The sequence below is a fragment of the Aeromonas sp. 102P genome, assembly GCF_051920345.1.
Classification (GTDB): Bacteria; Pseudomonadota; Gammaproteobacteria; order Enterobacterales; family Aeromonadaceae; genus Aeromonas; species Aeromonas veronii.
In genome coordinates this window covers 1-25819 of record NZ_JBQBCZ010000008.1, presented here as the reverse complement: position 1 = coordinate 25819, position 25819 = coordinate 1, and the positions used below count along the sequence as shown (strand labels likewise).

At 56.2% G+C, this 25819-nt stretch carries 40 protein-coding genes and 1 pseudogene; 36 read left to right on the top strand and 5 right to left on the bottom strand.

The window, feature by feature from the left end:
* Window positions 1-36 precede the first annotated feature (36 nt).
* Together secB and gpsA are read left to right on the top strand one after the other, a co-directional pair.
* The gene (secB, locus tag ACTG1K_RS23625; protein WP_042054222.1) at window positions 37-507 is read left to right on the top strand and encodes a protein-export chaperone SecB; all 471 of its coding nucleotides are present in this window, start codon (window positions 37-39) and stop codon (window positions 505-507) included.
* Between the two features lie 2 nt (window positions 508-509).
* The gene (gpsA, locus tag ACTG1K_RS23620; protein WP_005356865.1) at window positions 510-1514 is read left to right on the top strand and encodes an NAD(P)H-dependent glycerol-3-phosphate dehydrogenase; all 1005 of its coding nucleotides are present in this window, start codon (window positions 510-512) and stop codon (window positions 1512-1514) included.
* Window positions 1515-1583: 69 nt separating this feature from the next.
* Here gpsA and nfuA read toward each other — a convergent pair whose 3' ends face one another.
* Window positions 1584-2162 (bottom strand): Fe-S biogenesis protein NfuA, encoded by a 579-nt coding sequence (nfuA, locus tag ACTG1K_RS23615; protein WP_005340636.1) that lies wholly within the window; start codon window positions 2160-2162, stop codon window positions 1584-1586.
* An 80-nt stretch (window positions 2163-2242) separates the two neighbouring features.
* On the bottom strand, window positions 2243-2971 hold the full coding sequence (locus ACTG1K_RS23610; protein ID WP_440004740.1) for a ComF family protein: 729 nt from the start codon (window positions 2969-2971) through the stop codon (window positions 2243-2245).
* 38 nt (window positions 2972-3009) lie between these two features.
* Between ACTG1K_RS23610 and bioH the strand changes: the two genes are divergently transcribed.
* The 4 genes from bioH (at window position 3010) to ACTG1K_RS23590 (ending at window position 5212) form a co-directional block, all read left to right on the top strand.
* Window positions 3010-3774, top strand: a complete 765-nt coding sequence (gene bioH, locus ACTG1K_RS23605) for a pimeloyl-ACP methyl ester esterase BioH (protein WP_425856567.1) — start codon at window positions 3010-3012, stop codon at window positions 3772-3774.
* Window positions 3775-3845: 71 nt separating this feature from the next.
* A complete protein-coding gene (locus ACTG1K_RS23600; RefSeq protein WP_075113715.1) occupies window positions 3846-4079 on the top strand; it encodes a flagellar basal body rod C-terminal domain-containing protein in 234 nt (77 codons plus the stop codon).
* Window position 4080: 1 nt separating this feature from the next.
* Complete coding sequence (locus ACTG1K_RS23595; RefSeq protein WP_439971415.1) at window positions 4081-4848, top strand: putative metalloprotease CJM1_0395 family protein; 768 nt, start codon at window positions 4081-4083, stop codon at window positions 4846-4848.
* Window positions 4849-4933: 85 nt separating this feature from the next.
* On the top strand, window positions 4934-5212 hold the full coding sequence (locus tag ACTG1K_RS23590) for a hypothetical protein (RefSeq protein WP_005355353.1): 279 nt from the start codon (window positions 4934-4936) through the stop codon (window positions 5210-5212).
* Window positions 5213-5282: 70 nt separating this feature from the next.
* Here the strand turns inward: ACTG1K_RS23590 and ACTG1K_RS23585 are convergent, their stop codons facing one another.
* Together ACTG1K_RS23585 and greB are read right to left on the bottom strand one after the other, a co-directional pair.
* Complete coding sequence (locus ACTG1K_RS23585) at window positions 5283-7592, bottom strand: Tex family protein (protein ID WP_440006901.1); 2310 nt, start codon at window positions 7590-7592, stop codon at window positions 5283-5285.
* Between the two features lie 201 nt (window positions 7593-7793).
* A complete protein-coding gene (greB, locus tag ACTG1K_RS23580) occupies window positions 7794-8267 on the bottom strand; it encodes a transcription elongation factor GreB (protein ID WP_005342682.1) in 474 nt (157 codons plus the stop codon).
* 249 nt (window positions 8268-8516) lie between these two features.
* Here greB and ompR point away from each other — a divergent pair, with 249 nt between their 5' ends.
* Both ompR and envZ read left to right on the top strand, forming a co-directional pair.
* On the top strand, window positions 8517-9239 hold the full coding sequence (ompR, locus tag ACTG1K_RS23575; protein ID WP_005340625.1) for an osmolarity response regulator transcription factor OmpR: 723 nt from the start codon (window positions 8517-8519) through the stop codon (window positions 9237-9239).
* Window positions 9236-10546: a two-component system sensor histidine kinase EnvZ gene (envZ, locus tag ACTG1K_RS23570; RefSeq protein ID WP_021230784.1), complete on the top strand. Its 1311-nt coding sequence runs from the start codon at window positions 9236-9238 to the stop codon at window positions 10544-10546. The genes ompR and envZ overlap by 4 nt, the downstream gene beginning before the upstream one ends.
* Window positions 10547-10583: 37 nt before the next feature.
* Here envZ and ACTG1K_RS23565 read toward each other — a convergent pair whose 3' ends face one another.
* Window positions 10584-11498: a DMT family transporter gene (locus tag ACTG1K_RS23565; RefSeq protein WP_440004739.1), complete on the bottom strand. Its 915-nt coding sequence runs from the start codon at window positions 11496-11498 to the stop codon at window positions 10584-10586.
* A 356-nt stretch (window positions 11499-11854) separates the two neighbouring features.
* On the opposite strand from ACTG1K_RS23565, the gene rpsJ reads away from it, so the two are divergent.
* From rpsJ to rplQ, 28 genes and pseudogenes are all read left to right on the top strand, one after another.
* On the top strand, window positions 11855-12166 hold the full coding sequence (gene rpsJ, locus ACTG1K_RS23560) for a 30S ribosomal protein S10 (RefSeq protein ID WP_005307944.1): 312 nt from the start codon (window positions 11855-11857) through the stop codon (window positions 12164-12166).
* Between the two features lie 22 nt (window positions 12167-12188).
* Complete coding sequence (gene rplC, locus ACTG1K_RS23555; RefSeq protein ID WP_005340620.1) at window positions 12189-12821, top strand: 50S ribosomal protein L3; 633 nt, start codon at window positions 12189-12191, stop codon at window positions 12819-12821.
* Window positions 12822-12838: 17 nt separating this feature from the next.
* On the top strand, window positions 12839-13444 hold the full coding sequence (rplD, locus tag ACTG1K_RS23550; RefSeq protein ID WP_005340616.1) for a 50S ribosomal protein L4: 606 nt from the start codon (window positions 12839-12841) through the stop codon (window positions 13442-13444).
* Window positions 13441-13743 (top strand): 50S ribosomal protein L23, encoded by a 303-nt coding sequence (gene rplW / locus ACTG1K_RS23545; RefSeq protein WP_005307955.1) that lies wholly within the window; start codon window positions 13441-13443, stop codon window positions 13741-13743. Before rplD ends, rplW begins: the two co-directional genes overlap by 4 nt.
* 15 nt (window positions 13744-13758) lie before the next feature.
* Window positions 13759-14580: a 50S ribosomal protein L2 gene (gene rplB / locus ACTG1K_RS23540; RefSeq protein WP_005340614.1), complete on the top strand. Its 822-nt coding sequence runs from the start codon at window positions 13759-13761 to the stop codon at window positions 14578-14580.
* A 22-nt stretch (window positions 14581-14602) separates the two neighbouring features.
* Complete coding sequence (gene rpsS, locus ACTG1K_RS23535) at window positions 14603-14881, top strand: 30S ribosomal protein S19 (protein WP_005307960.1); 279 nt, start codon at window positions 14603-14605, stop codon at window positions 14879-14881.
* A gap of 10 nt (window positions 14882-14891) precedes the next feature.
* Complete coding sequence (gene rplV, locus ACTG1K_RS23530) at window positions 14892-15236, top strand: 50S ribosomal protein L22 (protein ID WP_005319741.1); 345 nt, start codon at window positions 14892-14894, stop codon at window positions 15234-15236.
* A 3-nt stretch (window positions 15237-15239) separates the two neighbouring features.
* Entirely contained in the window at window positions 15240-15953 is a 714-nt protein-coding gene (gene rpsC / locus ACTG1K_RS23525) for a 30S ribosomal protein S3 (RefSeq protein ID WP_005307962.1), read from the top strand.
* A 13-nt stretch (window positions 15954-15966) separates the two neighbouring features.
* Window positions 15967-16380, top strand: a complete 414-nt coding sequence (gene rplP / locus ACTG1K_RS23520; protein WP_005340612.1) for a 50S ribosomal protein L16 — start codon at window positions 15967-15969, stop codon at window positions 16378-16380.
* On the top strand, window positions 16380-16571 hold the full coding sequence (rpmC, locus tag ACTG1K_RS23515; RefSeq protein ID WP_005307965.1) for a 50S ribosomal protein L29: 192 nt from the start codon (window positions 16380-16382) through the stop codon (window positions 16569-16571). Before rplP ends, rpmC begins: the two co-directional genes overlap by 1 nt.
* Window positions 16571-16819, top strand: a complete 249-nt coding sequence (gene rpsQ / locus ACTG1K_RS23510; RefSeq protein WP_005307966.1) for a 30S ribosomal protein S17 — start codon at window positions 16571-16573, stop codon at window positions 16817-16819. Before rpmC ends, rpsQ begins: the two co-directional genes overlap by 1 nt.
* A gap of 147 nt (window positions 16820-16966) precedes the next feature.
* On the top strand, window positions 16967-17335 hold the full coding sequence (rplN, locus tag ACTG1K_RS23505) for a 50S ribosomal protein L14 (RefSeq protein ID WP_005307975.1): 369 nt from the start codon (window positions 16967-16969) through the stop codon (window positions 17333-17335).
* An 11-nt stretch (window positions 17336-17346) separates the two neighbouring features.
* A complete protein-coding gene (gene rplX, locus ACTG1K_RS23500) occupies window positions 17347-17664 on the top strand; it encodes a 50S ribosomal protein L24 (RefSeq protein WP_005307977.1) in 318 nt (105 codons plus the stop codon).
* 13 nt (window positions 17665-17677) lie between these two features.
* A complete protein-coding gene (gene rplE / locus ACTG1K_RS23495) occupies window positions 17678-18217 on the top strand; it encodes a 50S ribosomal protein L5 (protein ID WP_005331162.1) in 540 nt (179 codons plus the stop codon).
* Between the two features lie 10 nt (window positions 18218-18227).
* Complete coding sequence (gene rpsN, locus ACTG1K_RS23490) at window positions 18228-18533, top strand: 30S ribosomal protein S14 (protein ID WP_005340609.1); 306 nt, start codon at window positions 18228-18230, stop codon at window positions 18531-18533.
* Window positions 18534-18554: 21 nt separating this feature from the next.
* Window positions 18555-18947, top strand: coding sequence for a 30S ribosomal protein S8 (rpsH, locus tag ACTG1K_RS23485; RefSeq protein ID WP_005307980.1), 393 nt, complete (start codon window positions 18555-18557; stop codon window positions 18945-18947).
* A gap of 13 nt (window positions 18948-18960) precedes the next feature.
* Window positions 18961-19494 (top strand): 50S ribosomal protein L6, encoded by a 534-nt coding sequence (gene rplF, locus ACTG1K_RS23480; RefSeq protein ID WP_005340607.1) that lies wholly within the window; start codon window positions 18961-18963, stop codon window positions 19492-19494.
* Window positions 19495-19503: 9 nt separating this feature from the next.
* On the top strand, window positions 19504-19857 hold the full coding sequence (gene rplR / locus ACTG1K_RS23475) for a 50S ribosomal protein L18 (RefSeq protein ID WP_005340606.1): 354 nt from the start codon (window positions 19504-19506) through the stop codon (window positions 19855-19857).
* A 14-nt stretch (window positions 19858-19871) separates the two neighbouring features.
* Window positions 19872-20372, top strand: a complete 501-nt coding sequence (gene rpsE, locus ACTG1K_RS23470; RefSeq protein WP_005340605.1) for a 30S ribosomal protein S5 — start codon at window positions 19872-19874, stop codon at window positions 20370-20372.
* Between the two features lie 6 nt (window positions 20373-20378).
* Window positions 20379-20558: a 50S ribosomal protein L30 gene (rpmD, locus tag ACTG1K_RS23465; protein WP_005307985.1), complete on the top strand. Its 180-nt coding sequence runs from the start codon at window positions 20379-20381 to the stop codon at window positions 20556-20558.
* Between the two features lie 2 nt (window positions 20559-20560).
* Complete coding sequence (rplO, locus tag ACTG1K_RS23460; protein WP_005340604.1) at window positions 20561-20998, top strand: 50S ribosomal protein L15; 438 nt, start codon at window positions 20561-20563, stop codon at window positions 20996-20998.
* A gap of 8 nt (window positions 20999-21006) precedes the next feature.
* The gene (gene secY, locus ACTG1K_RS23455; RefSeq protein WP_005340602.1) at window positions 21007-22335 is read left to right on the top strand and encodes a preprotein translocase subunit SecY; all 1329 of its coding nucleotides are present in this window, start codon (window positions 21007-21009) and stop codon (window positions 22333-22335) included.
* 27 nt (window positions 22336-22362) lie between these two features.
* Window positions 22363-22476: a 50S ribosomal protein L36 gene (gene rpmJ, locus ACTG1K_RS23450; protein ID WP_005319705.1), complete on the top strand. Its 114-nt coding sequence runs from the start codon at window positions 22363-22365 to the stop codon at window positions 22474-22476.
* 139 nt (window positions 22477-22615) lie between these two features.
* Window positions 22616-22972 (top strand): 30S ribosomal protein S13, encoded by a 357-nt coding sequence (gene rpsM, locus ACTG1K_RS23445; protein ID WP_005307991.1) that lies wholly within the window; start codon window positions 22616-22618, stop codon window positions 22970-22972.
* Window positions 22973-22986: 14 nt separating this feature from the next.
* Window positions 22987-23376: a 30S ribosomal protein S11 gene (rpsK, locus tag ACTG1K_RS23440; protein ID WP_005307993.1), complete on the top strand. Its 390-nt coding sequence runs from the start codon at window positions 22987-22989 to the stop codon at window positions 23374-23376.
* A gap of 39 nt (window positions 23377-23415) precedes the next feature.
* A pseudogene (gene rpsD / locus ACTG1K_RS23435) lies at window positions 23416-24037 on the top strand (30S ribosomal protein S4).
* A 25-nt stretch (window positions 24038-24062) separates the two neighbouring features.
* On the top strand, window positions 24063-25052 hold the full coding sequence (locus tag ACTG1K_RS23430; RefSeq protein WP_005307997.1) for a DNA-directed RNA polymerase subunit alpha: 990 nt from the start codon (window positions 24063-24065) through the stop codon (window positions 25050-25052).
* Window positions 25053-25095: 43 nt separating this feature from the next.
* Entirely contained in the window at window positions 25096-25479 is a 384-nt protein-coding gene (gene rplQ / locus ACTG1K_RS23425; protein WP_005307999.1) for a 50S ribosomal protein L17, read from the top strand.
* Window positions 25480-25819: the final 340 nt, after the last annotated feature.

Below are 25819 nucleotides of genomic sequence, written 5' to 3'. Positions count from 1 at the left end.
GAGCCCACTTATCCATATAACAAGGAATCAAACGAAATGGCTGACGAGATCAACAACCAGGAAGTACAACCGGAATTCCACATCCAGCGTGTTTACACCAAGGATGTCTCTTTCGAAGCGCCGAATACCCCGCACATCTTCCAGAAAGAGTGGCAGCCGGACGTCAAGCTGGATATGGATACCAAGACCAACATCCTGGCTGAGAGCGTGTATGAGGTTGTCCTGACCCTGACCGTAACCTGCAAACTGGAAACCGAAACCGCCTTCCTGTGCGAAGTACAGCAAGCCGGTATCTTCACCATAGGCAACCTGCCGGAGCCGCAACTGGCTCACTGCCTGGCTGCCTTCTGCCCGAACATCCTGTTCCCGTATGCCCGCGAAGCCGTGGCCAACATGGTGAGCAAGGGTTCCTTCCCGCAGCTGAACCTGGCACCGGTCAACTTCGATGCCCTGTTTGCCCAGCACATGGCGCAAGCACAGGCCCAGCAGGCGACTGCGGAAGCCTGATAATGGCTGACCAGATCGCTATCTCGGTCTTGGGGGCGGGGTCTTATGGCTCCGCCCTTGCCATTTCTCTGGCGCGCAATGGTCATCCGACCCTGCTGTGGGGTCACGACCCTGCTCATGTCGCCGAGCTGGAACAAGACCGCTGCAACAAGGCATTTTTGCCTGATGTCCCTTTTCCCGCCGATCTGCAGCTGACTGCGGATCTGCAACGTGCGGTACAAGCTGCCCCCGTGCTGCTGCTGGTCGTGCCAAGCCATGTATTTGGCGATGTGCTGACCCGGATCAAACCCTTCCTGCGCCCCGATACCCGTATCGCCTGGGCCACCAAGGGTCTGGAGCCGGACAGTGGCCGTCTGCTGCAGGATGTGGCCCGTGAAGTGCTGGGTGACGAGATACCGCTGGCGGTGATCTCCGGCCCCACCTTCGCCAAGGAGCTGGCTGCCGGTCTGCCGACCGCCATCTCGGTCGCTTCGACCCACGACGAGTTCGCCGACGATCTCTCCCACCTGCTGCACTGTGGCCGCTCGTTCCGGGTCTATACCAATCCGGATTTCGTCGGTCTGCAGCTGGGTGGGGCGGTGAAGAACGTCATCGCCATCGGTGCCGGCCTCTCCGACGGGCTCGGGTTTGGCGCCAATGCCAGAACCGCGCTCATCACCCGGGGTCTGGTGGAGATGCAGCGTCTGGGTGCGGCGCTGGGTGCCGATGCCAAAACCTTTATGGGGATGGCGGGGCTCGGGGATCTGGTGCTCACCTGTACCGACAACCAGTCGCGCAACCGTCGCTTCGGGCTGGCCCTCGGGGCTGGCAAGGATGTGAACACCGCCATGACCGAGATCGGTCAGGTGGTGGAGGGATATCGCAACACCAAAGAGGTGCATCTGCTGGCGGCCCGCTGCGGCGTCGAGATGCCCATTTGCGAGCAGATCTTCAAGGTGCTCTACGAGGGTAAGAACCCGAAAGAGGCGGCCATCGCCCTGCTGTCGCGAGACAAGAAGGACGAGTAATCTGCCGATTACCCATGCAAAAGGCCCCGCCAGATGGCGGGGCCTTTTCTTTGCTGCAAGGGCTGCAAATCAGTAGTAAGAGTGGTCGCCGCGCTGGTGCTCGGTGGCGTCTTTCACACCGTTGAGCTCACCCGGGAACTTCTCCAACAGCTGCTTCTCGATCCCCTCTTTCAGGGTGTAATCGACCATGGAGCAACCGTTGCAACCGCCGCCAAACTGCAGGATGGCCAGTTTGTCTTCAGTCAGCTCGACCAGGGTGACCTTGCCACCGTGACCGGCCAGCATGGGGTTCACTTCGGACATCAACACGTACTCGATGCGCTCGATCAGCGGCGCGTCGTCGGCCACTTTACGCATCTTGGCGTTCGGTGCTTTCAGGGTGAGCTGGGAGCCCATCTGGTCGGTCACGAAGTCGATGGTGGCATCCACCAGGAAGGGGGCGCTCAGGGGATCGACCATGCAGTCGAAGCCGCTGAAGGGCAGGTGTTGATCTTCCGGGTCCACGGCATCGGGCGGGCAATACGATACGCCACACTCGGCATTCTGGGTTCCCGGATTGACCACAAACACCCGGATATTGGTGCCATCAGGCTGTTTTTCCAGCAGTTTACGGAAATGGGCCTGGGCGGCGTCGGAAATGCTGATCATCACTATCCTCATAAACCTGAGTGTACGACTAGGGTATTCATGATAACGCGGTTATTAATGCTTGGGTAGCATGCCGATGTCTACTTGCTGTGCCGCAGGGTACGACAGATCGCCCACACTTCTACGTTTGTGATGCCGCTCTCATGGAGCAGACGGCTGAGCTGACCGGCGGTGGCGCCTGTGGTCACAACGTCATCGAGCAGGGCGACATGATGGTATTGGTGGGAGCGGATCCGGAATGCCCCGCGCAGATTGCGCCGCCGCTGCCCGGCGCTCAGGGTTGTTTGTTGCGGGGTCGCCTTGATGCGCTGCAACAGGGTGTTGTCGCAGGGAATGGCGGTGAACTCGCCAAGGGCTTGCGCGATCTCCTCCGCCTGATTGAACCCGCGCCGCCACTGCCGCCACCAGTGAAGGGGAACCGGAATGATCGCTTCTGGCGGCTCGCGGCTATCCAGATGATCGGCCAAGAGGCGTGCCAGTAGCGGCGCCAGCAGGATCTGGCCGGAATATTTGAGCCGGGGGATCAGCATGGGGTAGGGGGTTTGGTAGTCGCCGATCACCTGCAACCGCTCCCAGGGGGGAGGTCTGCGCTGGCAGCGGCCGCAGACCGGTATGCTCTCCTCTATATAGTCAGTCAGCGGTGCGGCGCAGAGGCGGCATCTCGGCTGTGACTGGTGCAGCGCCTGCCGACACCAGCTGCAGAGCAGGGGCTCGTTGTCGCAAGGCTGATGGCAGAGCAGGCAGCTCCCTTGCCAGTCACCGTGGCTGCCTAGCAGCGGGCTTGCTTTAGCGAGCAGTCGCTTTAACATGCTGACCCCAAGAGCATGAACAGGGATCTTGAGTCTAGATGAGCATATCGGTAGAGCAGTTTGGCCAGGGGCCAGATTTGGTGCTGTTGCACGGGTGGGGGATGAACGGTGCGGTCTGGCATGGTGTTGCCCAACAGTTGGCGCCCCACTATCGGGTTCATCTGGTGGATTTGCCCGGCTTTGGCAACAGCCCGCTGGCAGACGAGGTGGATTACAGCCTGCCCTGGCTTGCCGAGCAGGTGGCCGCCATCTTGCCGCAGAAGTGCCATCTGCTTGGCTGGTCGCTCGGCGGTCTGGTGGCAAGCCAGTTGGCGCTGACGCATCCCGATCGGTTGCACTCCCTGATCACGGTAGCCAGCTCTCCCTGTTTCATGGCCCGCGATGAGTGGCCGGGGATCGCCCCCAAAGTACTGACCGGTTTCAACCAGATGCTGGCAGGGGATTTTCGCCAGACCATAGAGCGCTTTCTGGCGATCCAGGCAATGGGCAGTGAACATGCCCGGGACGATATCCGCCAGTTGCGCCACTGGCTGGCCGAGCGCCCGGCGCCCCAGTTTGCCGCACTCGAGGCCGGGCTGACGCTGTTGGCCGAGATTGACCTACGCGAACCGCTGCGGGAGCTGGATCTGCCCTGGTTGCGGATCTATGGCCGACTGGATTCATTGGTACCCAAGGCCGCCATTCCCCTGCTGGATGATCTCTACCCTGCCAGCCGCAGCGTGACCCTTAATAAGGCCTCACACGCACCTTTTATCTCCCATCCTGACGAATTCATTGAAATCGTTCGAGATTTTGTTGGCTAAAAAATAGCCTGCAAGCTTCATTAATCCTCTGGTCTGGCGGATAATTAAGCTGTGACCAGAGGAGTAACACCATGCGTATTGATTCTGCTTTCAACAGCGGGGTACAGGGATTTCAGCGAGCCGAGCAGATTGCCGACAAGGCATCCAGTCAGATCGCCCGCCTCAACACCCCCAGCGGGGATCAGGTGCAAGTGACTGATGAGCTTGTCAATCTCAAGGTGGCCGAGCAGCAGGCTGGCGCTTCCGCCAAGGTAGTGCAGACCGCCAGCGATATGATGGGAACCCTGATCGACATCCGGGTGTGAGATGAACATCAATGTCAGTCTGCCTCCCCTTATCCCGACACAGCTGCAACCCCAGGTGGAAGCGGCGAGGACGGATAATCGCCGGGCAGAACTGATCCCACAGGCACGAGCGGGCCAAGCCTCCGTTGCCGAATCCGAAGTCGGCTCCCAGAAAGAGAAATCCAAAGCCGGTCAGGCCTCCAGCAATCAGAGCTCCCAGAATAGCCGTGAAACCGGGCAATTAGCCCCGACGACACTGCCAGACAATCGCTTTGTCGAGGCCACCGGCGAGGATGGGCAGCGCAAGCAGCAAGATCCCAAACAGCAGGAGCAGCAACAGCGGCAAGAGCAGCAGGTTCAGGATCTTGTCGAGCGTGACAAGGAGGTGCGCACTCACGAGCAGGCGCACCAGTCTGCGGGTGGAGAGTACGCCAGCTCGCCCACCTATCAGTTTACGCAAGGGCCGGATGGCAAGCGTTATGCGACGGGTGGCGAAGTCCAGATCGATACCAGTGTCGTACCCGGTGACCCTGCCGCTACCATCGCCAAGATGCAGCAGATCCGCTCTGCAGCGCTGGCGCCTGCCGAGCCTTCCGCGCAGGATTTGGCCGTTGCACGCAGCGCCGCCGCCAGTGAAGCCAAGGCGCGCAAAGAGCTGATGGCCGAGCAGAGCGCGAAATCGGGCGGTGTGCTGAGTGCCTATATGGACAAGCGCAACAGCGTCATCGCGGGCCACTATCAACAGGCTGTCAGCCCGGCTTCTACCCTGTCCCTCAGTCTGCATATCTGAATCACCCTCGCCAAACTTTCAGCTGCTTTGCCTGTTTTGCAACTAACCTGAAGATCAGGCCCATTCCAATTTCACAGGAGCTGTCATGCATTTCGATGAAGTCAAAGCGGAAGATTTCACCACCTTCTCCCGTGTACCGCCCCCCCACCTGCAGATGGAGCAATTTCTGATGCAGCTCGGAGGAGGAGGAACTGAAGGAACCAGTTTTAAGAAGAAAGTGATGCTGGCGGCTGGCTGGAGTCACACCGGCGTCGTCTCTTACGGCAAGTATCCGCAAGAGGCCTGCAAGGCATTCAACCGACTGCGGGAGGTGCTGGCCCAGCATGGAGAGCCCGAGAGCATTCTTGCTGCCCTGACGCAGTGATCCTGAGCTTCGCGTGTAAAAAAGCCCCTTGCGGGGCTTTTTGCATTCAGAGGCGTTCCGGACGGTTTCGTTACTTTTTCGCTTTGGAGAGCGCCGCCGCGAAGGCGTTGCCCATGGCACCACCCATAGGGGCGCTTTGGCGCGGCTCATTTCTTGGTTTGGCGTTGCCAGCACTGCTGTTGCGCGCTTCAGCCGACTTGCGGGCGGGTTGCCCTGCCTTTTCGTCGAGGCGCATGGTCAGGCTAATCCGCTTGCGCGGGGCGTCCACTTCCAGCACCTTGACCCGCACAATGTCGCCCGCCTTGACCACCTCACGGGGATCCTTGACGAAACGGTCGGTCAGGGAGGAGATGTGCACCAGCCCGTCCTGATGAACACCGATATCGACGAAGGCACCGAAGTTGGTGACGTTGGTGACCACCCCTTCCAGCACCATCTCGGGCACCAGGTCGCTGATCTGCTCCACCCCTTCCTTGAAGGTCGCGGTTTTGAACTCGGGGCGCGGGTCGCGGCCCGGCTTGTCCAGCTCGCCGATGATGTCGGTGACGGTAGGTACGCCGAATTGCTCATCGGTATAGTCGGCCGGTTTCAGGCTGCGCAGCAGGCTGCTGTTGCCGAGCAGGCTCTCAACTGTCTGCTCCAGCTTGGCGAGGATCCGCTCCACCACCGGATAGGACTCCGGGTGTACCGCCGAGCTGTCGAGGGGATTGCTGCCGCCGCGAATGCGCAGGAAGCCGGCACACTGTTCGAAGGCTTTGGGGCCGAGTCGGCTCACTTTCAGCAACTGCTGACGGCTCTTGAAGGCTCCGTGCTCATCCCGGTAGGCGACGATGTTCTGGGCCAACGTTTGGGAGAGGCCGGAAACCCGGTTGAGCAGGGCGACCGAGGCGGTGTTCACATCGACCCCGACCGCGTTCACGCAATCCTCAACCACGGCATCCAGCCGGCGGGCCAGCTGGCTCTGGCCGACGTCGTGCTGATACTGGCCCACCCCGATACTCTTGGGATCGATTTTGACCAGTTCGGCCAGCGGGTCTTGCAGGCGGCGGGCGATGGAGACGGCGCCACGGATCGAGACGTCGAGATCCGGGAACTCCTGAGAGGCAAGTTCGGAGGCGGAGTAGACCGAGGCTCCTGCCTCGCTCACTACTATCTTCTGCGCTTTGGCGGCGGGGTAGCGCTCGAACAGATCGCTCACCAGTCGGTCGGTCTCCCGCGAGGCGGTGCCGTTGCCGATGCTGATGAGCTCGACCTTGTGTTTCTGGCACAGCTCTCTCAGGGTCTTGAGGCTTTGATCAATCTGGCGTTTTGGTTCGAACGGATAGATGGTGGCGTGATCGACCAGCTTGCCGGTGGCATCCACCACGGCAACCTTGACCCCAGTGCGGATGCCCGGATCCAGCCCCATGGTGCAGCGCATGCCCGCCGGGGCCGCCATCAGCAGATCCTTGAGGTTCATGGCGAACACCTTGATCGCCTCCTCCTCTGCCGATTCGCGGATACGGCCGATCAGCTCGGTCTCCATCTGAAGCGACAACTTGATCTTCCAGGTCCAGCTCACCACCCCTTGCAGCCATTTGTCGGCCGGGCGGTTCTGCAGATTGAGCTTGAGGTGGTGGGCAATGATCCCTTCGCAGGGGCTGGCACTCTCATCGTCACCGGTTACCAGCGCCAGATTGAGGATCCCTTCATTGCGGCCGCGCAGCATGGCCAGCACCCGGTGGGAGGGGGCCTTGTGCAGGGGTTCGTCGTGTTCGAAATAGTCCTTGAACTTGGCCCCTTCCTGCTCCTTGCCTGCCACAACGCGGGCGCGCAGGGTGGCATTTTGCCACAGGTAGTCGCGCAGCTTCTCCAGCAGGTCGGCCTGCTCGGCGAAGCGTTCCATCAGGATATAGCGGGCGCCGTCGAGGGCTGCTTTGCTGTCGGCAATGCCCTGTTCGGGATTGAGGAAGGTGGCTGCAGCTTGCTCGGGATCCTGCATCGGGTCGCTGAGCAGCAGATTGGCCAGCGGCTCCAACCCGGCTTCGATCGCCATCTGCCCCTTGGTGCGGCGCTTGGGCTTGTAGGGGAGGTAGAGATCTTCCAGTCGGGTCTTGCTGTCGGCGCCATTCAATTCGCGCATCAGCTCGGGGGTCAGCTTGCCCTGCTCTTCGATGGAGCGAATGATCACCTGACGGCGATCTTCCAGTTCACGCAGATAGCCGAGGCGGCTCTCCAGAGTACGTAGCTGGCTGTCGTCCAGACCGCCGGTCACCTCTTTACGGTAACGGGCGATAAAGGGCACGGTCGAGCCTTCATCCAGCAGGCGCACTGCGGCCTGCACCTGCTCCGGGCGAGCATTGAGCTCACCGGCAATCTGTCTCTCTATGGTTTGCATCATGATGTTGTTGAGGGCCTCTGTGGTCGAGTCCGCGCCATCAGGCGCCAAGTGTGAGCACTATATGGGGTCGTGTTGCGGGATGCCACCCTGCGCCGGGGTCTGCACCCGTCAGACTGATAAGTCGCAGGGGAGAGCGCATATCTTGCCATTGCACCTGTGACTCAGGATGTGCCTGTGGCAAGCAGCTCACCAGTAGTCCGGCTATTTGGGGTAGCTGATCTCGTTGATATACCAGCAGACGTCACCAACTGGCGTACGGACGATGGCTTCATCACCGACCTCTTTCTTGAGCAGGGCGCGGGCCATGGGGGAGTCGATGGAGATGTAATCCTTGCGCTCGAAGATCTCGTCATAGCCGACGATGCGAAAGCGCTTGGTCTCGCCCTCTTCGTTTTCCACCTCGACCCAGGCGCCGAAGAAGACCTTGCCCTCCTGCGCGGGGGCATAGTCGACGATCCCCAGCTCTTCGAGGCACTTGCGCAGGTAACGCACCCGCCGATCGATCTCCCGCAGCCGCTTCTTGTTGTACTGGTAGTCGGCATTTTCGCTGCGATCCCCCAGACTGGCGGCCCATGCCACCTTCTTGGTGACCTCGGGGCGCTCCTGGCGCCAGAGGAAATCGAGCTCTTCTTTCAGCTTGTTGTAGCCTTCGCGGGTGATCAGCTTTGTCTTCATGGTGATGCGGACCTGGTCAAAGAGGGGTATTCATCGCTAACTGCTCCGGAATATTAGCTTTTGTCCTCTTGCTGTCGAGGGAAATCGTGATGGCTCGGCTGGCGCCATTCAGGGAGTCGCTGGCCAGCGCAGTGACTTGATGGCCTTCACGCTCTGATCATGGGTAATAACCGGTAACATATTTGTGCTTTGCTCCCGCTATATCCCCCCCTAGTATTGGGGGCAGCTAAAGAATGAAGAGGCAAAGCAATGAGTCAGCAGCAATACAAGGTCCTGGTCGTGGACGATGACCTGAAATTACGTTCCCTGTTGGAACGCTATCTCACCGAGCAGGGATTCGTAGTGCGCGGTGTGGCCAATGGCGAGCAGGCCGATCGCTTGCTGACTCGTGAAAACTTCAGCCTGATGGTGCTCGACCTGATGTTGCCGGGGGAGGATGGGCTCTCCATCTGCCGTCGTCTGCGGGAAGCGGGCAACCAGATCCCGGTGCTGATGCTCACTGCCAAGGGGGATGAAGTGGATCGCATCGTCGGGCTCGAGATGGGGGCTGATGACTATCTGCCCAAGCCGTTTAACCCCCGCGAACTGCTGGCGCGGATCCGTGCCGTGCTGCGCCGCCATACCGTCGAGCTGCCGGGGGCACCCTCTGCTGCAGAGAAAGTGGTCAACTTCGGTGCCTTCCAGCTCAATCTGGCGACCCGCGAGCTGAGCCGGGATGGTGAGCCGATGGCGCTCACCAGCGGTGAATTTGCGGTGCTCAAAGTGCTGGTCAGCCATCCGCGTGAACCGCTCTCCCGCGACAAGCTGATGAATCTGGCCCGTGGCCGCGAATACACCGCCACCGAGCGCAGCATCGACGTGCAGGTCTCTCGCCTGCGCCGCCTGCTGGAACAGGATCCGGCCCAGCCCCGCTACCTGCAGACCGTCTGGGGTCTGGGGTATGTGTTCGTGCCAGATGGTGACGGTGCATGAAAAAGGTCGGCAGCATGTTCTCGCGCATGCTCTGGTTTCTGGCTGCCGTTCTGGTGGTCTATCAAGCAGTCTCCTACGTCACCTTCTACAACTATCTGCTGGCGCCAACCGTCAAGCAGATCAGTCACTTGCTGGCCAATCAGGTCAAGCTGATCTTTCCGGTCAACACAGAACAACTGGCGCTGAGTGAAGATGCCGAGGCGCTGGTCTATGTGACGACCGGTACCGATATCTATACCCAGAGCGAGGCGGTGCAGCATGGCTTCAACGAGGCCAAGCCGTACCCCTATCTGGAGGAGAACATCAGCCGCGAGCTGGGTGGCCCGGCCAAGGTGCGGGTCGAGATCCAGGATCACTACATCATCTGGATCCAGCCGCCGCAGGCCAGCAAAATCTGGGTGCGGATCCCGCTGACCGAGATCGAAGATGACGATATCGAACCCCTTATCATCTATCTGAGCGTGCTGCTGGTGATCACCCTGTTTGCGGCCTGGCGCTTTGCCCGGCAGCTGGTGCGCCCGCTCGAAGATCTCGAGGCTGGTGCCGTTGCTGTTGCCAGGGGCCATTTCCCCGAGGCGCTGGGGGAGCTGGGATCACGGGAAGTGCGGCGACTGACCCGCACCTTCAACCACATGTCGCACTCCATCAAGAGCCTGATCGAAGAGCGTAACCTGATGATGGCGGGGGTTTCCCACGATCTGCGAACCCCGCTGACCCGCATCCGGCTGGCGACCGAGATGATGTCCTCCGGTGACGAGTACCTCAAGGAGAGCATCAACGCCGACATCGATGAGTCAAATGCCATCATCGATCAGTTCATTGATTACATCCGTCCGGATGAAGGCCAGGATCTGGAGCCTATCGACCTGACCCAACTGGTGCACGATACCTTGCTGATCTACTCGGAGCAGGGGTTGGAGGTCGATCTGGCGCTGCCGCAAGAGGCGGTGCGGGTGGCCTGCAATCCGGTCAGTATCCGGCGGGTGTTGAACAACCTATCAAGCAACTCGCAGCGTTACGGGGCGAGCCGCTTGCATGCTGAGCTCAAGGACGATGGGCACTGGGTGCGCCTGCGCCTATCCGATGATGGCCCCGGCATTCCGGAGCAGGACTACTCCCGGGTGCTCAAGCCGTTTACTCAGGGTAATGTGGCCCGGACCGTTGGCGGCAGTGGCTTGGGGTTGGCTATCGTGGCCAAGATAGTCGCCCAGCACCATGGCACTATCCGACTGGGAAGTTCGGATCTCGGCGGCTTGCTGGTCGAGATGCGGCTGCCGAAACATCAGCCACAGGAGTGGATGGATTGAGAGAAGGGCGTATCCGTTGATACGCCCTTCTGCATGGTCAGCTCTTGCTTTCGACTGATGCTCGATAGCGTTTGCCGTACTTGAGCTGCTGGATCAACAGGGCGGCAACGATGAGCGCCAACCCGATTGGGGTGGCTGGATGGATGGCTTCGCCTATCAACAGGTTGAGCAGCACCAGTGAGGCAAACGGCGAGATAAAGATGAGGTTGCTGATGGGGGCCGTGTTGGTGGCATGGCGCAGCGCCATCAGCCAGAGCACGAAACCGAAGCCCATTTCGAACAGTCCCACATAGATGGCTCCAGCCCATCCCTGCCAGGCGGTCATGGCAAAATCGGAGAGCAACCAGGTTGCAACGACGATAAAAGGCAGGCTGATCATAAAGCCGAGCAACAGGCTGACGATGGGATCGCCCTGATTGCGGGTGTTGAGGATCCAGTAGCTGGCCCAGATGAGGGTCGAGACCAGCGCCAGCGTCACGCCGAGGGGGCTGTCGAACTGGAGGCCGAATACATCCCCTCTGGTGGCGATCACCAGTGCGCCAAAGTAGCCGAGCACGATGGCGACGCCATCGCGCCGACGCAGCTTCTGGCCGAGGAAGGGGACGGCCAGCAGACTGAGGGTAATGGCCCAGGTGTAGTTGAGGGTCTGTGCCTGCTGGGCAGGCAGCAGGTCATAGGCCTTGAACAGCAACAGGTAATAGAGAAAGGGGTTCAGTACGCCCAGAGTCAGGTAGTAGAAAGGGCGGGCCTTGATGTAGCTCCCCAGCAGCGGCAGTTTGCCCTGTTTGGCGACGACGGCTGTCAGTGTGAGAGTCGAGGTGAAGGCGGCCACAAGCAACAGTTGCACAGGTTCGAAATAGGCGAGGGAGATCTTGAAGGCTGTGGCGACCGTCGACCAGAGGGCAACGGCGCAAAGGCCATACTGATAGGCTTTCTTTTGATCTTTGAGCATGGGATGTCGTTCCACTGACAGAGGCAAGCGCACAGTCTACCAGTCTGCTTGTAACATTGTCGTTACCTTGGTGTCGGCAGCAGAGTGTGTTGCCGCAGGCGAGATCCATCTGTCACATAAAACTGCGCATAATCTGTTCTCTCTCCCTTGCGCAAATTTGAAAAATCCGTATAATCCCCTCCGCTTACCCATGAGGTAAGCCAGACGATACGTCTGCTGCTGAGTTTCCTGTTTACAGGAGCCAGCCATACAGTCCTCCCGATATGGGGGGAAACGTGAAAAATCACACCTCTGGCGGGAGAAGTCTCGGTCGGGCGGTGTTGATTTATGTTCTTTTATCTATTGGAGCTCTGTCAATGCAGAACCAAAGAATCCGTATCCGCCTGAAGGCTTTTGATCATCGCCTGATTGATCAATCCACTGCGGAAATCGTTGAAACTGCTAAGCGCACTGGCGCGCAGGTTCGCGGTCCTATTCCGCTGCCGACTCGCAAAGAGCGCTTCACCGTCCTGATCTCCCCGCACGTCAACAAAGATGCGCGTGATCAGTACGAGATCCGCACTCACAAGCGTCTGGTAGACATCGTTGAGCCGACTGACAAGACCGTAGACGCCCTGATGCGTCTGGATCTGGCAGCTGGTGTAGACGTCCAGATCAGCCTGGGTTAATTACGGAAAGAGGTTGATAACAATGACAATCGGTCTTGTAGGTCGCAAAGTGGGTATGACTCGCATCTTCACTGAAGATGGCGTTTCTATCCCGGTGACTGTTATCGAAGTTGAAGCTAACCGTGTAACTCAGGTCAAATCTGTAGAAACCGACGGCTACAACGCTATTCAGGTTACCACTGGCGCCAAGAAAGCCAGCCGTGTGACCAAGCCGGAAGCTGGCCACTTCGCCAAAGCTGGTGTAGAAGCCGGTCGCGGTCTGTGGGAATTCCGTCTGAACAACGGTGAAACTTTCACTGTTGGTAGCGAGCTGAAAGTAGATCTTCTCGCTGACGTTAAGCTGGTAGACGTTACCGGCACATCCAAAGGTAAGGGCTTTGCTGGTACTGTTAAGCGCCACAACTTCCGCACCCAGGATATGACCCACGGTAACTCCTTGTCTCACCGCGTTCCGGGTTCTATCGGTCAGAACCAGACTCCGGGTCGTGTATTCAAGGGCAAAAAGATGGCTGGTCACATGGGTGCTGAGCGTGTAACGACTCAGAACCTGGAACTGGTTCGTGTTGACGCTGAACGCAACCTGCTGCTCATCAAAGGTGCAGTACCGGGTGCAACCAACGGCAACGTGATCGTCAAACCTGCCGTCAAAGCGTAACGTCTGAGGAGATAGTAATGGAATTGGTAATGAAAGACGCCAAGAGCGCTCTTGAAGTTTCCGAGACTACCTTCGGGCGCGAATTCAACGAAGCTCTGGTTCACCAGGTCGTCGTTGCATATGCCGCTGGTGCCCGTCAGGGTACTCGTGCGCAGCTGACTCGCTCTGAAGTGTCTGGTGGCGGCAAAAAGCCGTGGCGTCAGAAGGGTACTGGTCGTGCCCGTGCTGGCTCCATCCGTTCGCCCATCTGGCGTTCCGGTGGTGTGACTTTTGCTGCTAAGCCGCAAGATCACAGCCAGAAAGTAAACAAGAAGATGTACCGCGGCGCTATCCGTAGCATTCTGTCCGAGCTGGTACGTCAAGAGCGCCTGATCGTTGTTGAGAAGTTCGGCATCGAAGCTCCGAAGACCAAAGAACTGATCGCCAAGCTGAAAGAAATGGAACTGACTGACGTTCTGATCGTGACTGCTGAAGTCGATGAGAACCTGTTCCTGGCTGCTCGCAACCTGTACAAAGTTGACGTGCGTGACGTTGCCGGTATCGACCCGGTCAGCCTGATCGCTTTCGACAAGGTTCTGATGACTGCTGACGCAGTTAAGCAAATCGAGGAGATGCTGGCATGATCCGTGAAGAGCGTCTGCTGAAAGTTCTGAAGGCTCCGCACATCTCTGAAAAGAGCACCATGGTTGCAGAAAAGCAGAACACTATCGTGTTCAAAGTTGCTGTTGATGCTACCAAGGCGGAAGTCAAAGCTGCAGTTGCGAAACTGTTCGAGGTCGAAGTTGAGACCGTCCGTACCCTGAACATGAAGGGTAAGACCAAGCGCGCAGGTGCACGCGTAGGCCGTCGTTCCGATTGGAAAAAGGCTTATGTGACCCTGAAAGCTGGTCAGGACATCGACTTCATGGGCGCAGCCGAGTAAGAGGAGTTCTCAAAAATGGCAATCGTTAAGTGCAAGCCTACTTCTCCGGGCCGCCGCCACGTCGTCAAGATCGTCAATCAAGAGCTGTACAAGGGCAAGCCCTTCGCCGCTCTGCTGGACAGCAAAAGCAAGTCCGGTGGTCGTAACAACAACGGCCGTATCACTACCCGTCATATCGGTGGTGGTCACAAGCAGCACTACCGTATCGTCGACTTCAAGCGCGACAAAGACGGTATCCCGGCTAAAGTAGAGCGCCTGGAATACGATCCGAACCGTACCGCTAACATCGCTCTGGTGTTGTATGCAGACGGTGAGCGTCGTTACATCCTGGCTCCGAAAGGCCTGAAAGCTGGTGACGCGATCGCTTCTGGTGCTGATGCAGCCATCAAGGTAGGTAACGCCCTGCCGATGCGCAACATCCCGGTTGGTTCTACCGTTCACGCTGTAGAGATGAAACCTGGTAAAGGTGCCCAGCTGGCTCGTTCCGCTGGTACTTTCATCCAGATCCTGGCTCGTGAAGGTAACTATGTAACTCTGCGTCTGCGTTCCGGCGAAGTACGTAAAGTTCTGGCCGAGTGCCGCGCTACCATCGGTGAAGTCGGTAACTCCGAGCACATGTTGCGTCAACTGGGTAAAGCCGGTGCAAACCGCTGGCGTGGTATTCGTCCGACCGTTCGCGGTATGGCGATGAACCCGGTTGACCACCCGCACGGTGGTGGTGAGGGTCGTAACAAGGGCATGCAGCCTGTGTCCCCATGGGGCCAGAAGGCTAAAGGCTTCAAGACCCGTAAGAACAAGCGTACCGACAAGTACATCGTACGTCGTCGTAACAAGTAATTGTTAACATAGAGGAATCACCATGCCACGTTCTCTCAAGAAGGGTCCATTTATTGACCTGCACTTGCTGAAGAAGGTAGAGAAAGCGGTGGAAAGCGGGGATAAAAAGCCGGTTAAAACCTGGTCCCGTCGTTCAATGATCATCCCGAACATGATCGGTTTGACCATCGCTGTCCATAATGGTCGTCAGCACGTTCCGGTTTTCGTTACCGAAGAAATGATCGGTCACAAACTGGGTGAATTCGCACCGACTCGTACTTATCGCGGCCATGCTGCTGATAAGAAGGCTAAGAAGCGCTAAGGGATAAATGATGGAAGCTATCGCTAAACACCGTTATGCCCGTACTTCTGCCCAGAAAGCTCGTCTGGTAGCCGATCAAGTACGTGGTCTGTCCGTAGACAAGGCTCTGAATATCCTGACCTTCAGCCCGAAAAAGGCTGCAGTGCTGGTTAAGAAAGTGCTGGAATCTGCCATTGCAAACGCTGAGCACAACGAAGGCGCCGATATCGACGCGCTGCGTGTTGCTACTATCATGGTCGACGAAGGTCCCTCCATGAAGCGCATCCGTCCGCGTGCCAAAGGTCGTGCGGATCGTATCCTCAAGCGTACCGCTCACATCACTGTAGTGGTATCCGACGCTAAGGCTGGGAGATAAGCAATGGGTCAGAAAGTACATCCTAATGGCATTCGCCTGGGTATTACCAAGCCTTGGAATTCTACCTGGTTCGCGAACACCAAAGACTTCGCTGACAACCTGTACAGCGATTTTCAAGTACGCCAGTTCCTGACCAAGGAACTGAAAAACGCGTCCTTGTCCAAGATCACCATTGAGCGTCCGGCCAAGAGCATCCGTGTGACCATTCACACCGCTCGTCCGGGTGTTGTAATCGGTAAGAAAGGCGAAGACGTTGAGAAGCTGCGCAAAGCTGTAGCCACTATTGCTGGCGTGCCTGCTCAGATCAACATTTCCGAAGTCCGCAAGCCGGAGCTGGATGGCAAACTCGTTGCCGACAGCATCACTTCCCAGCTGGAGCGTCGTGTAATGTTCCGTCGTGCTATGAAGCGCGCCGTACAGAACGCAATGCGCCTGGGTGCCAAGGGCATCAAAGTGGAAGTTTCCGGTCGTCTGGGCGGCGCTGAAATCGCGCGTACCGAATGGTACCGTGAAGGTCGTGTGCCGTTGCACACCCTGCGTGCCGACATCGACTACGCAACTTCTGAAGCCCACACCACTTACGGTGTGATCGGCGTTAAAGTTTGGATCTTCAAGGGCGAAGTTCTGGGCGGTCTGGCTGCTGTTAACGCTGCCGCTGCTCAAGAGCAAGCTCCTGCAAAGCCCAAGCGTGACAACAAGCGCCGCGCTGCTAAGTAAGGAGATTCGGTAAATGTTGCAACCTAAGCGTACTAAATTCCGCAAGACCCACAAGGGTCGTAACCGCGGTCTGGCCACCTCTGGTAACGAAGTATCCTTCGGTACCTTTGGCCTGAAGGCGACATCCCGTGGTCAACTGACTGCTCGTCAAATCGAAGCAGCCCGTCGTGCCATGACCCGTCACGTTAAGCGTCAAGGTAAGATCTGGATCCGTGTGTTCCCGGACAAGCCCATCACCGAAAAGCCCCTCGAAGTTCGTATGGGTAAAGGTAAGGGTAACGTGGAATACTGGGTTTGCCCGATCCAGCCTGGCAAGGTTCTGTACGAGATGGACGGTGTACCTGAGGCTCTGGCGCGTGAAGCGTTTGCCCTGGCCGCAGCTAAGCTGTCTGTTCAGACCACTTTCGTAATTAAGACGGTGATGTGATGAAAGCCCAAGATCTGCGTCAAAAGAGCGTCGAAGAACTGAACCAGGAGCTGCTGGGCCTGCTGCGTGAGCAATTCAACATGCGCATGCAAGCGTCCACCGGCCAGCTGGCTCAGACTCACACTCTGAAACAAGTGCGTCGTGACGTCGCACGTATCAAGACTGTACTGACTGAGAAGGCAGGTGCGTAATGACTGACAAGATCCGTACTCTGCAAGGTCGTGTAATCAGCGACAAGATGGACAAATCCATCACTGTTGCTATCGAGCGCAAGGTAAAGCACCCGATCTACGGTAAGATCATCAAGCGCACTACCAAGCTGCACGTGCATGACGAAAACAACGAGTGCAAAGCTGGCGACCTCGTGGAAATCCGCGAATGCCGCCCGCTGTCCAAGACCAAGTCCTGGACCCTGGTTGCCGTTGTAGAAAAGGCCTAATCGGTACTTTGTAGTCCAAGCGGCCCCTTTCAGGGGCCGTTTGTTTTTTAGGCTACCTTTTCTGAAAATCCTGTGTTATAGTTTCGCGCCTTTTGAAGGCAGCCAGATCCCATTAGGGATAAGAAGTAAACAAAGCGGAGCACTAAGATGATCCAGATGCAAAGTATGCTGGGTGTTGCCGACAACTCCGGCGCTCGCAGTGTAATGTGTATTAAGGTTCTGGGTGGCTCGCACCGCCGTTACGCCGGCATCGGCGACATCATCAAGGTTTCCATCAAGGAAGCCATTCCTCGCGGTAAAGTGAAGAAAGGTGATGTGTATAACGCGGTGGTCGTACGCACCCGTAAAGGCGTTCGTCGTCCGGACGGCTCTGTCATCCGTTTCGACAACAATGCGGCTGTGTTGCTTAACAACAACCAACAGCCAATCGGTACTCGTATTTTTGGCCCGGTGACCCGTGAACTGCGTAATGAGAAGTTCATGAAGATTGTGTCCCTGGCACCCGAAGTACTGTAAGGAGTCGAACGATGGCAGCTAAAATCCGTCGCGAAGACGAAGTGATTGTTCTTACCGGCAAAGACAAGGGCAAGCGTGGCAAAGTCACTCAAGTCCTGATTGCAAAAGGTAAGGTAATCGTGGAAGGCATCAACCAGGTGAAGAAACACCAGAAGCCGGTACCCGCACTGGGTCAGGCTGGCGGTATCGTCACCAAAGAAGCCCCCATCGATGTATCAAACGTAGCGCTGTTCAACTCTGCCACTGGCAAAGCTGACCGCGTTGGTTTCCGGATTGAAGACGGCAAAAAAGTCCGTTTCTTCAAATCCACCGGCGAACTTGTGAAGTAATTGGAGTTTAACGATGGCGAAACTGCATGATTACTACAAATCCGATGTAGTAAATGAACTGTCCAAGCAGTTCGGTTACAAGACTATCATGCAAGTCCCTCGGATCGAGAAAATCACCCTGAACATGGGTGTTGGTGAAGCGATCTCTGACAAGAAATTGCTGGAAAATGCTGCTGCCGATATGGCTGCCATTTCCGGTCAGAAGCCGCTGATCACCAAAGCTCGCAAATCTGTTGCGGGCTTCAAGATTCGTGAAGGCTACCCGATAGGTTGTAAAGTAACCCTGCGTGGCGAGCGTATGTGGGAGTTCCTGGAACGGCTGATCTGCATCTCCGTACCGCGTATCCGTGACTTCCGTGGCCTGAACGCTAAAGCGTTCGACGGTCGTGGTAACTACTCCATGGGCGTGCGTGAGCAGATCATCTTCCCGGAAATCGACTATGACAAAGTCGATCGCGTCCGTGGTCTGGATATCACCATCACCACTTCCGCGAATACCGATGAAGAAGGCCGTGCTCTGCTGGCTGCCTTTAACTTCCCATTCCGCAAGTAAGGTTAGGGTTATGGCTAAAACATCCATGAAAGCGCGCGAAGCAAAGCGTGCCAAGCTGGTAGCCAAGTACGCGACCAAGCGTGCCGAGCTGAAAGCTATCATCGTTGACATGAACGCTTCTGAAGAAGCGCGTTGGGATGCTGTACTGCAACTGCAACAGCTGCCCCGTGATTCCAGTCCGTCCCGCCAGCGTAACCGTTGCAATATTACTGGTCGTCCGCACGGTTTCCTGCGCAAGTTTGGCCTGTCTCGCATCAAGGTGCGTGAGCATGCCATGAAGGGCGAAATTCCGGGCCTGAAGAAGGCTTCTTGGTAACGAATCTCGGGAGTTAGACTTATGAGCATGCAAGATCCGATCGCGGATATGCTGACCCGCATCCGTAACGGTCAGGCGGCGAGCAAAGTTGCGGTTTCCATGCCTTCTTCCAAGCTGAAAGTGGCTATCGCCAAAGTGCTGAAAGAAGAAGGTTACATCGCTGGCTACTCCGTAGCTGGTGACGTGAAGCCGGAACTGGAAATTGAACTGAAATATTTCCAGGGCAAGCCAGTTGTAGAACTGATCCAACGCGTAAGCCGTCCAGGCCTGCGTATTTACAAGCGCACTACTGATCTGCCGAAAGTTATGGGCGGTCTCGGTGTTGCTATCGTGTCCACGTCTAAAGGTGTGATGACTGACCGTGCTGCTCGCAAAGCAAGCATGGGCGGTGAGATCATCTGCTACGTCGCTTAATAGGAGGTAGGAAATGTCTCGTGTTGCTAAGGCACCCGTCACTATTCCTGCTGGCGTAGAGGTGACTCTGAACGGCCAGGAACTGACCATCAAAGGTGGTAAAGGTTCTCTGGTTCGCTCTATTCACGCCGGTGTAGAAGTGACCAAAGAAGACAATGTACTGAAGTTCGCCCCGCGCGGCAGCATCGCTGGTGCTGACGCTCAGGCCGGTACTGCCCGTGCATTGGTCAACAACATGGTAATCGGTGTTACCCAAGGCTTCGAGCGCAAGCTGCAGCTGGTTGGTGTAGGTTATAAAGCCTCCATCAAGGGCAATGCTGTTGCGCTGGCTCTGGGCTTCTCTCACCCGGTAGAGCATGCGCTGCCGGCTGGTGTGACCGCTGAGTGCCCGACAGCTACAGAAATCGTTCTGCGTGGCGTCGACAAGCAGCTGGTTGGCCAAGTCGCCGCCGATATCCGTGCTTACCGCGCTCCGGAGCCCTACAAGGGCAAGGGTGTACGCTATGCCAACGAGCAAGTGCGTACTAAAGAAGCTAAGAAGAAGTAAGGTAACACTATGGACAAGAAAGCAGCTCGTCTCCGTCGTGCTACTCGTGCTCGGAAAAAGATGCAGGAACTGGGAGCTACCCGTCTGGTTGTTCACCGTACCCCGCGTCATATCTATGCGCAGGTTATTGCAGCCAACGGTTCCGAAGTTCTGGCCTCTGCTTCCACAGTAGAGAAAGCCATCAGTGAAGCTCTGAAATACACCGGTAACGCAGATGCTGCTACCGCTGTAGGTAAGGCTATCGCTGAGCGTGCTATTGCCAAAGGCGTTCAGAACGTATCTTTCGATCGTTCCGGTTTCAAGTATCACGGTCGCATCGCTGCCCTGGCAGCTGCCGCACGTGACGCTGGTCTTCAGTTCTAAGCTAGGAGTCGAAGATGGCTAAAGTCGAATCTCAAGCCGGCGAACTGCAAGAAAAGCTCATTGCAGTAAACCGTGTTTCGAAAACTGTTAAAGGTGGTCGTATCATGTCCTTCACCGCGTTGACCGTGGTGGGTGATGGTAACGGCCGTGTAGGTTACGGTTACGGTAAAGCCCGTGAAGTTCCGGCTGCTATTCAAAAAGCAATGGAACAGGCTAAGCGTAACCTGAACAAGGTTGAGCTGAACAACGGCACTCTGCACCACCCGGTGCGTGGTGTTCACTCTGGCTCCACCGTGTTCATGAAGCCGGCCTCCCAAGGTACTGGTATCATTGCAGGCGGCGCTATGCGTGCTGTTCTGGAAGTTGCCGGTATCCACAACGTGCTGGCCAAGACCTACGGTTCCACCAACCCAATCAACGTTGTTCGCGCTACTGTAGACGCTCTGGTTCACGGTCAATCACCGGAACAGATCGCTGCCAAGCGTGGTCTGCGCGTTGAAGAAATTCTGGGGTAATGCGACATGGCTAACACTGTAAAAGTAACTCAAACTCGCAGCTCTATCGGCCGTCTGCCAAAGCACAAGGCGACTCTGCGTGGTCTGGGTCTGCGTCGCATTGGTCACACCGTTGAGCTGGAAGATACTCCTTGCGTACGCGGCATGATCAACCAGGTTTATTACATGGTTAAGGTGGAGGGCTAAGCATGCGTCTGAACACTCTGTCTCCGGCCGCTGGTTCCAAGCCTGAAAAACAACGTCGTGGTCGTGGTATCGGCTCCGGCCTGGGCAAGACTGGTGGTCGTGGTGTTAAAGGCCAAACCTCTCGTTCCGGTGGCGGTAAAGTCCGCAACGGTTTCGAAGGCGGCCAGATGCCTTTGAAAATCCGTCTGCCGAAGTTCGGTTTCTTCTCTCGCAAATCTTTGGTTTCTGCCGAAGTGCGTCTGAACGAAATCGCCCTGGTAGAAGGTGATGTGGTCGACCTGAGCACTCTGAAGCAAGCCGGTGTTGTTACTAAGAACATCGTGTTCGCTAAAGTTGTTCTGTCAGGCAACATTGACCGTGCTGTGACCGTTCGTGGTCTGTCCGTCACCAAAGGTGCACGCGCAGCCATCGAGGCCGCTGGCGGTAAAATCGAGGAATAATCAGTACAATGGCTAAGAAACCAGGATTGGATGTTAAAGCACAGGGTGGTCTGAGTGAACTGAAGAGCCGTCTGCTCTTCGTTCTCGGGGCGATTATCGTTTTCCGTGCAGGCTCTTATGTGCCGATTCCTGGTATTGACGCCGCCGTACTGGCCGAGTTGTTCCAGCAACAGAAGGGCACCATCATTGAGATGTTCAACATGTTCAGTGGTGGTGCACTCTCGCGTGCTTCTATTCTTGCGTTGGGGATCATGCCGTACATTTCGGCATCGATCATTATCCAGCTGCTGACAGTGGTTCACCCCGCTCTTGCTGAACTCAAGAAAGAAGGTGAATCCGGCCGTCGCAAGATTAGCCAATATACCCGTTGGGGCACGCTGGTTTTGGGAACTTTCCAGGCCATTGGTATTGCAACCGGTCTGCCGAATATGATGCATGGACTCGTGACTAATCCGGGTCTAGGCTTCTATTTCACAGCGGTTGTGAGTCTGGTCACCGGTACCATGTTTTTGATGTGGTTGGGTGAACAGATTACCGAGCGTGGGATTGGTAATGGTATCTCGTTGATTATTTTCACAGGTATCGTTGCTGGTCTGCCGCATGCCATTGGCGCTACGGCCGAACAGGCACGTCAAGGGGAATTGCACATCCTGCTGTTGTTGTTGCTGGGCTTGATTGTTTTCGCAGTGACTTACTTTGTGGTGTTCGTGGAGCGTGGTCAGCGTCGTATCGTCGTTAACTATGCCAAGCGTCAACAAGGCCGCCAGGTATTTGCCGCGCAAAGCACACACCTGCCGTTGAAAGTGAATATGGCTGGTGTGATTCCTGCGATTTTCGCATCCAGTATCATCCTCTTCCCGGGGACCATTACCTCTTGGTTTGGTCAGGGCGAGGGTAAAGTAGCTGATATCCTGCAACAGGTCTCTATGGTCCTGCAGCCGGGTCAACCGCTTTACGAGATGCTGTATGCAGCAGCCATTATCTTCTTCTGCTTCTTCTATACCGCGCTGGTGTTCAACCCCCGCGAGACAGCAGATAATCTGAAGAAGAGTGGAGCCTTTATCCCGGGGATTCGCCCGGGCGAGCAGACAGCACGTTACATCGATAAGGTTATGACTCGCCTGACATTGGCAGGTGCGCTCTATATAACCTTTATCTGTCTGGTACCCCAGTTCTTGATGACTGCCTGGAACGTACAGTTCTACTTCGGTGGCACTTCGCTGCTGATTATCGTGGTAGTTATCATGGACTTCATGGCTCAGGTACAAACCCATATGATGTCTCATCAATATGGCGACGTCCTGAGGAAGGCCAACCTGAAGGGCTACGGCCGCTAAAGGTCGGCGTAGTTACGGAGTTAAGCAATGAAAGTTCGTGCTTCCGTTAAGGCAATCTGCCGTAACTGCAAAATCATCAAGCGTCACGGTGTGGTGCGTGTGATTTGCAGCGAGCCAAAGCATAAACAGCGCCAAGGCTAATTTTTTACGGTTAGTACTTGCAACAAATAGTTGTGCTGGCTAATATAGCCAGCCAACTTTTGTTGTGTATTGGTTGACCGCCACGTATCCGCTCACGGGCTTTGTGGTGGTCGTAATCTACTATATGTAGGAGTGAATAGTGGCCCGTATCGCTGGCATTAACATTCCTGACCATAAGCATGCAGTCATCGCTTTGACTGCTATTTATGGCGTCGGTCGTACCCGCTCCAAGGCCATCTGTGCCGCAGCCGGTATCGCTGAGAATGTGAAAATTAAAGACCTGGACGAAGCTCAGATCGAGAGTCTGCGTGAACAAGTAGGTAAATTCACCGTTGAAGGTGACCTGCGTCGTCAGATTTCCATGAACATCAAGCGATTGATGGATCTGGGTTGCTACCGTGGTTTGCGTCACCGTCGTAGCCTGCCTGTTCGTGGTCAACGTACCAAGACCAACGCTCGTACCCGTAAGGGTCCGCGCAAGGCTATCAAGAAGTAACGGGAAGGTAGAAAATGGCTAAAACTCCGACTCGTGCTCGCAAGCGCGTTAAAAAGCAAGTGAGCGACGGTATTGCGCACGTTCATGCATCTTTCAACAACACAATCGTGACCATTACTGACCGTCAGGGCAATGCTCTGTCTTGGGCTACTTCTGGTGGTTCCGGTTTCCGTGGTTCTCGTAAGTCCACCCCGTTCGCTGCTCAGGTAGCTGCCGAGCGCGCTGGTGAGATGGCCAAAGAATATGGCGTCAAGAACCTGGAAGTCATGGTCAAAGGTCCGGGTCCCGGTCGTGAGTCTTCCATCCGCGCCCTGAACGCGGCTGGTTTCCGCATCACTAACATTACTGATGTGACTCCGATCCCGCACAACGGTTGTCGTCCTCCCAAGAAGCGCCGCGTATAACGCTGTAGCTACTTGGTCTAGGATTGTTGGAGAAAGAAGATGGCAAGATATATCGGTCCTAAGCTTAAGCTTAGCCGTCGTGAGGGCACCGACCTCTTCCTGAAGTCAGGTGTTCGTGCGATTGATTCTAAGTGCAAGATTGACACCGCCCCTGGTCAGCACGGTGCGCGTAAAGCGCGTCTGTCCGACTACGGTGTTCAGCTGCGCGAGAAACAAAAAGTTCGTCGTATCTACGGCGTATTGGAAAAACAGTTCCGCAACTACTACCGCGACGCTGCCCGTCAAAAGGGTAACACCGGTGAAAACCTGTTGCAGCTGCTGGAAGGTCGTTTGGACAACGTTGTTTATCGTATGGGCTTCGGCGCTACCCGTGCTGAATCTCGTCAGCTGGTGAGCCACAAGGCCATCATGGTAAACGGTCGCGTTGTGAACATTCCTTCTTTCCAGGTTTCCCCTGAGGACGTGATCTGCGTTCGTGAGAAGGCTAAAGAAGCAAGCGCGTATCAAAGCTTCCCTGGAAGTTGCTGGTCAGCGTGAGAAGCCGACTTGGGTAGAGGTTGACGCCGCTAAAATGGAAGGTGCTTTCAAGCGTCTGCCAGAGCGTTCCGACCTGTCTGCCGACATTAACGAACAGCTGATCGTCGAGCTTTACTCCAAGTAAAGCTAGCTTCTAAAGAGAGGACACAATGCTGGGTTCTGTAACAGATTTTCTTAAACCGCGGCTAGTTGACATCGAGCAAGTTAGCCCGACTCATGCGAAAGTGACTCTTGAGCCACTCGAGCGTGGCTTTGGTCACACGCTGGGCAACGCCCTGCGTCGTATTTTGCTGTCATCTATGCCCGGTTGTGCAGTTACTGAAGTCGAAATTGACGGGGTACTGCATGAGTACAGCAGCAAAGAAGGTGTACAGGAAGACATTCTTGAAATCCTGCTCAACCTGAAAGGTATCGCTGTGAAGCTGGAAGGCAAGGACGAGGTAACTCTGTCCCTGACCAAGTCTGGAACAGGCCCCGTTACCGCTGGTGATATCACTCACGGTGATGAAGTCGAGATCGTAAACCCGGAGCACGTAATCTGCCACCTGACTGGTGCCAATGCTGAAATCAGCATGCGCCTGAAAGTTCAGCGCGGTCGTGGTTATGTGCCTGCTTCTGCTCGTGTTCACAACGATGACGAAGAGCGCCCGATTGGTCGCCTGCTGCTGGACTCTGCGTTCAGCCCCATCGTTCGTATTGCCTACAATGTTGAGGCAGCACGTGTGGAACAGCGTACCGACTTGGACAAGCTGGTCATCGACATGGAGACCAATGGTACCCTGGATCCTGAAGAAGCCATCCGTCGTTCTGCCACTATTCTGGCCGAGCAACTGGAAGCCTTCGTGGATCTGCGCGATGTCAGCGTGCCCGAGAAGAAAGAAGAGAAACCCGAGTTTGATCCGATTCTGCTACGTCCTGTCGATGATTTGGAGCTGACAGTTCGTTCTGCGAACTGTCTGAAGGCAGAAGCTATCCACTATATTGGTGATCTGGTACAGCGTACCGAAGTTGAGTTGCTTAAGACTCCTAACCTCGGTAAGAAGTCCCTGACTGAGATCAAGGACGTGTTGGCCTCCCGTGGTCTGTCTCTTGGCATGCGCCTTGAGAACTGGCCGCCCGCCAGCATCGCTGACGAGTAATCCAGATTACGGGTTTCACAGATTTAGTTAGAAGGATAAGGTCATGCGCCATCGTTTGAGTGGTCGTCAACTGAACCGGAACAGCAGCCATCGTCAGGCAATGTTCCGCAACATGGCCAGCTCCCTGGTTCGTCATGAGATCATCAAGACGACTCTGCCTAAGGCAAAAGAGCTGCGTCGTGTAGTTGAACCGCTGATCACCCTTGCCAAGACTGATAGCGTTGCTAATCGTCGCCTGGCATTCGCCCGTACTCGCGATAACGCGATCGTGGCTAAGCTGTTCAATGAACTGGGCCCGCGCTACCTGGAGCGCGCCGGCGGTTATACTCGCATTCTGAAATGCGGTTTCCGTGCAGGCGACAACGCCCCTATGGCTTATATTGAGCTGGTAGACCGCCCGGCGGCTGCTGAAGCAGCTGCTGAGTGATAAAGAAAAAGCCGGGCTTGTCCCGGCTTTTCTTTTAATGAATTCTGATACTGCCTCAACTGCCTCAACTGCCTCAACTGCCTCAACTGCCTCAACTGCCTCAACTGCCTCAACTGCCTCAACTGCCTCAACTGCCTCAACTGCCTCAACTGCCTCAACTGCCTCAACTGCCTCAACTGCCTCAACTGCCTCAACTGCCTCAACTGCCTCAACTGCCTCAACTGCCTCAACTGCCTCAACTGCCTCAACTGCCTCAACTGCCTCAACTCATCATTCACCTCTTATTTTTCTATAGAAGTAAGCGCTGTTCCCAAGCCCTGCTGAACGGTGAATAGTTAGG